Annotated in this window: 4 protein-coding genes; all 4 read right to left on the minus strand. The window is 59.5% G+C overall.

All coding sequences use genetic code 11. The features are described from left to right. The coding region (locus ACFFAR_RS27280) for a thiamine pyrophosphate-binding protein (RefSeq protein ID WP_375508829.1) at positions 1-121 on the minus strand (121 nt) is incomplete at its 3' end. Positions 122-252: 131 nt separating this feature from the next. Next, the gene (locus tag ACFFAR_RS27285; RefSeq protein WP_375508826.1) at positions 253-2,211 is read right to left on the minus strand and encodes an acyl CoA:acetate/3-ketoacid CoA transferase; all 1,959 of its coding nucleotides are present in this window, start codon (positions 2,209-2,211) and stop codon (positions 253-255) included. A 129-nt stretch (positions 2,212-2,340) separates the two neighbouring features. Then, complete coding sequence (locus ACFFAR_RS27290) at positions 2,341-3,231, minus strand: class I SAM-dependent methyltransferase (RefSeq protein ID WP_375508827.1); 891 nt, start codon at positions 3,229-3,231, stop codon at positions 2,341-2,343. Beyond that, positions 3,228-3,817: polyhydroxyalkanoate granule-associated phasin (locus tag ACFFAR_RS27295; protein ID WP_375508828.1), on the minus strand; the 590-nt coding region annotated here is incomplete at its 5' end. The genes ACFFAR_RS27295 and ACFFAR_RS27290, both read right to left, overlap by 4 nt.

The raw sequence follows: 3,817 nt of genomic DNA on the forward strand, positions 1-3,817 counted from the left end.
ACTCGATGGTCGAGCGTCGCAGCGACTCGACAACGTCGAGATTTTCTTCGCCCGGCACCGCGAAAATGCGATCGACGCCCTCGTTCTCCAGCGCCTTGACGAACAGATCTGATGCTTTCATACGTAATCTCCTTGACTCTTTCAATCACGGCTAATCTCCGCGTATTGCAGCGGACTGTTCCTGCCAGCGCATTCAGAATGCCAAAAGATGCGGGATTGCGCATTGAATGTCCCTGACGCTGAAAGCAAGACTCAGCGTAGCGGGCGCCCTACTTCATCTTCGAGTTGGCTCGCCACATGGTTTGCGGCTTGCGCATGCGTTTCGCAGACGTGCGATTCGGCATCGACTTCACGAAAAGCGGCGCCCAGTTTCACGCGCATGAATGCACTGGCGGAGAAACGGGTCGCCGAACTGTAGTACTTGAGCTGCAAACGCCTGACCATTGCGAAATACGTATCGGCAACCGGATCATCCAGACGGAATCCGTCGTAGTTGACTATCAGTGAAACCTTATGGCCGATTCCATCGCAGAATGCCTCGAGCACGCGCCGCACACTTTCCACGTCGCTGTTCGAGCGGACGCCCATGCCCTCGAAGTTCGCAAAGAGCGTGTTGCGCTCGACGTCATAGCTGAGCCGCTCGCTCATTTGCCGATCGAGGAGCACCGTTGCGAGCCCCATGAGTTGCGGCAGGAAAATACGGGGGTCCATCGAACGCACGTTGCGCACTATAGGCATGAAGTCCATGTGGGCAAGAATGTCGCGCTCCATATCGATACCGGGTGCAATTTCGGTCAGTTCAAGTCCTTCGGACACGCGCTGGAAGACGCACCGCTCAGTCACATACGTCACAGGCTGGCCGCGTTCGGCCGCGAGAGACCCGTTGAACGTGATCTGCTCGACCGACTCGACGAGTTTCCTCTTCGACCCTTCCGACACGATACGCAGACGTCCATCCTTGACTGCGACTTCGAGTCCGCCGGCCGTGAACGTTCCCGCGAACACCACGCGCCGCGCGTTCTGACTGATGTTGATGAATCCGCCGGCACCGGCCAGGCGCGGCCCGAAGCGGCTGACGTTGACGTTTCCACACCGGTCGATCTCCGCCATGCCGAGACACGCGAGGTCCAGCCCTCCGCCATCGTAGAAATCGAACTGCTGGTTCTGGTGCAGCAGGGCATCGATATTGATTGCCGCGCCGAAATTCAAGCCGCCTTGGGGCGCGCCGCCGATCACACCGGGTTCAGCGGTCAACGTCAGGTGGCTCAGCAGTTGCTCTTCCGCGGCGACGGCTCCTACGACTTCAGGGACGCCAATACCCAGGTTGATCACGCTACCCAGGGGAAGTTCGAAGGCGCATCGACGCGCGATCACTTTTCGCTCGTCAAGCACCGCGCTTTCCGTTGTGCCCGGCGGAACCTTCATTTCGCCGGAGAAAGCAGGGCTGTACGCCGTGCCGTAAGTCTGGGCGTGCGCGCCATTGGATGCGACCACGACACGGTCAACGAAGATTCCGGGAACGACAACTGCACGAGGATCGAGCGTCCCGCTCGCAGCGATCCTTTCCACCTGGACGATCACGAGTCCGTTCGAGTTATGGGCGGCCATTGCCGCCTCCATCGCGTCGAGCACGAGCGCCTCGCGCTCCATCGTGACGTTGCCTTCGGGGTCTGCCGTGGTGCCTCGGATCAGGGTCACGTTGATGGGAAAGACCTTGTAGAAAAGCCACGTCCTGCCATCGATTTCGATGGTGCTGACCAGTTCCTCGGTCGTTCTCGCGTTGATCTTTCCGCCACCCTGGCGGGGATCGACGAACGTGCCCAGTCCAACCTGAGTGATCGTGCCGGCCCGATGAGCGGCGATGTCCCGATACAAATGCGAGATCGTTCCGAGCGGAAGGTTGTATGCCTCGATCACATCGTCGGTCGCCATCTTCGCGAGCTTCGGCAACAGCGCCCAATGTCCGCCAATGGCGCGTTTTATGAGCCCCGGCAGTGCTACCCGGTTCAGGCCCTGATCCTTGCCGTCCCCCGGCGCGGCGGCAAATACGAGCGTGAGATCGCGTGGCGAACCCGAGCCCGTGAACCGTCTTTCCAGCGCCATGATCAAGTCGTCCGGAGTACCGATTCCGACAAAGCCGGAGCAGCATACAGCGTCCCCATCGCGGATCAACTCGATCGCTTCATCAGCGGTGACAATCTTGTCTTTCATGACGCGGGGCTCGAAGAAGGGGTGGATTTTATGATCGTTGCCGTGATGCTTCCCAGCCTTGAAGTTGCGTTATGCCTGTGTCAGGCGCTTTGCTTCGTGCGCGCGGCATTGAACTGCGCGGCGCGGTCACTACTGCTCGCGAACCTTCAAATGGACCAGGCACGGCAAGTGACATCTTGTCAGCGGATTCATGCGAAAAAGGTCCTCGGTCACCTTCGGCCAGCCACGCGGGATCCTGTACTCGAGCACGTTCATGGCAGCGATGGATGACGACCAGTTGCGCAGGCGACCCGCAATCTCGTTACTATCGATACCCCAAGGCATGGGCGGCAGGCGATAGCGCGGCGTCTGCATGAAGCCCCACAGGGTCAACTGGGAAAACCATCGCGGAATGATGTCGAACGCAATTTCAGCACCCGGAAAACGCTCCACGATCTGTATGAACAGACGTCTCACGGTTTCGGGTTCGAGATACATGAAGAGGCCTTGAACGACGATGAAAACATCGGGGCCGGATTCAATCCCGTCGATCCATCCTGGCTCAAACACGCTCGCGGCAATGTGATCGAAGCGCGTGGACGATGGAAGAAAAAGCTCGCGCAGTTCGATGGCAGCAGGAAGATCGACCGTCAGCCAGCGCATCCGCCCGTTGTCCACGCGGCGAGCCTGCGTTTCCAGCCCTTCGCCCAAGGATATGATCAAGCCGTCGGGATGCCGTTCGAGCCATCGGCTCAGGAGCTGGTCGATCTCTGCCGCACGCGCCGCAAATGCACCGACGGGTTCGCCGAAATGGCCGATGAAATCGTAGTCGATCGCATCGCAGATACGGACGCTGTCAGGGTCGACAAGAATGCCGTCGTCGCGACGTGCTTCGGACGCCCGATCGTAAAGCGTCCATAGCATCGTTTCCGACACGCCGTGCAACGTAGAAGTGATCTTCGCCGGTGCCTGGGCTTTGTGGCTGCGCGCCGCCCGGTCTTCTTGCCGAAGAGAGGGCGGCGTCAGCACGGCGGCTGTCAAAGCGCACCCAGCCGTTTGGCATTTGCTGTTGCACGGCCGTGAATGGGTGCGAGGCTTTCCTGCACCACGCGCGTCGCGGAACTTGCCAACTGCAAAGGGTTGGCTGGAGAGGCTGCTGCGACCTTTACAAGCGCTGCCTGGTGTTCGAGCCATTGCGCGGCCGACCGACTCGAAGCCAGGTCCGCGGCGGCGGCCGACGTGGCCCAGATGTGCTTGCTGGTTGCCATCGCCAGTCCCATGCTCAAGCCTATGAACCCCGAACCCATCGCCTGAAGCGATTCGTTCGCCGCCTCGCTTTTTTCCCGGCTCATCAGGCTGAATTCGGTCCGGTCGCGCTCGTTGGGCAGCGGCCCGGCCATTACAAGACGAGTGGTGCGGACTTTGACGACTTCCGTCGTCGCAGTGAGCATTTCGCAGGTTTCAGCGAAGAGGCGTAACCAGTTCGTCGAAAGCTCGCCGAGCGCCGGTGAAAACGTGGAAGAAGTCATGAAGCGCTCCAGAATAAGACGTCCGAGAGGGATACCTGATAATGATCCCAAACAATAAATAAAGGACCGTGTCAGATCGCAAATTTGATACGTCAGAA

Source organism: uncultured Caballeronia sp., assembly GCF_964243625.1.
GTDB lineage: Bacteria > Pseudomonadota > Gammaproteobacteria > Burkholderiales > Burkholderiaceae > Caballeronia.

Bases quoted from the DNA above. Each gene is read 5' to 3' on its own strand.
- ACFFAR_RS27285 (WP_375508826.1), bottom strand. From the start codon at position 2,211: ATGAAAGACAAGATTGTCACCGCTGATGAAGCGATCGAGTTGATCCGC.